The following is a 398-nucleotide window of genomic DNA, read 5'->3' on the forward strand; positions in this document are numbered from 1 at the left end:
TCGCAGTCGGTCGCGAGCCCGTCCCCGTCCAGTTCCAGATAGGCGAAGTCGGGCGCGGCTACCGCGATCGCCGCTTGAAGGATCGTTCGCCCACTTAACCGCACCCGGCCAGACGCGGCAATTCGCAGCAAAGTCTGACGCCGCAGATGAGCCGGTGGAAGCAACGCTTCAAATGCCGCGGCGCTGTCGTCGCCAGACAGCAGATGCAGGGGAGCGGTTTTCCAGGAAAAGCTAGCTGTTTCAACGGCCACGATCTCGGGCACGGCGCCAGGCCCGGCAATGGAAACGACAAGGGCCTGACCGGGTGTATCATGCTTGAAACGGTCAGGTTCGGGCGCACCGCTATAACGGCTGCGCTCATTGATGGTGACGGGTCCGTGCCAGTCGCCAAGTGCCAG

General features: G+C 63.3%; 1 pseudogene. It reads right to left on the reverse strand.

What is annotated here, in order from left to right:
- A pseudogene (locus EN857_RS33445) lies at positions 1-398 on the reverse strand (DNA repair exonuclease); the annotation flags it as partial.

This window comes from Mesorhizobium sp. M4B.F.Ca.ET.214.01.1.1 (assembly GCF_004791545.1).
GTDB classification, from domain to species: Bacteria; Pseudomonadota; Alphaproteobacteria; order Rhizobiales; family Rhizobiaceae; genus Mesorhizobium; species Mesorhizobium abyssinicae.